Here is a 543-nt window from a genome sequence, read left to right on the forward strand (position 1 = left end):
TCTACACTCTTATGTAGAAGCTTTAGACAAAGAATTGTTTCGTGGAGGGGTTCCCGAGCGGCCAAAGGGATCAGACTGTAAATCTGACGGCACTGCCTTCGCTGGTTCGAATCCAGCCCCCTCCACCACTTTATTCTTGACGGTTAGAGGTAGTTAAGAAAACAGTTTGCTAAAGCGGGCATCGTATAATGGCTATTACCTCAGCCTTCCAAGCTGATGATGTGGGTTCGATTCCCACTGCCCGCTCCAGTTTTCTGGTGTTGCTGATATAGCTCAGTTGGTAGAGCGCACCCTTGGTAAGGGTGAGGTCGGCAGTTCAAATCTGCCTATCAGCACCAGGCTGCTGAATCTTCTCAAACGCTTCCTTTGATTTGTCCTAAAATATTCATTTATTGAAAAATTCTAATCCGCATTTTGTGGATTGTTTTTATATGTAATCTAGACACATAAACGATAGGTTCCGTCATGGCAAAAGAAAAGTTTGAACGCGTAAAACCGCACGTAAACGTTGGTACAATTGGCCACGTTGACCACGGTAAAACT

General features: G+C 44.8%; 3 tRNA genes and 1 pseudogene. All 4 read left to right on the plus strand.

Annotation, left to right across the window (positions count from 1 at the left end):
* Positions 1–43 precede the first annotated feature (43 nt).
* Positions 44–128 (plus strand) — tRNA-Tyr (locus tag J8L97_RS23145).
* A gap of 46 nt (positions 129–174) precedes the next feature.
* A tRNA-Gly gene (locus tag J8L97_RS23150) sits at positions 175–249 on the plus strand.
* A 13-nt stretch (positions 250–262) separates the two neighbouring features.
* Positions 263–338: transfer RNA gene (locus tag J8L97_RS23155), tRNA-Thr, on the plus strand.
* A 127-nt stretch (positions 339–465) separates the two neighbouring features.
* Positions 466–543, plus strand: a pseudogene (locus J8L97_RS23160) (elongation factor Tu); the annotation flags it as partial.

It is taken from the genome of Pseudoalteromonas sp. MMG012 (assembly GCF_018100875.1).
GTDB lineage: Bacteria > Pseudomonadota > Gammaproteobacteria > Enterobacterales > Alteromonadaceae > Pseudoalteromonas > Pseudoalteromonas aurantia.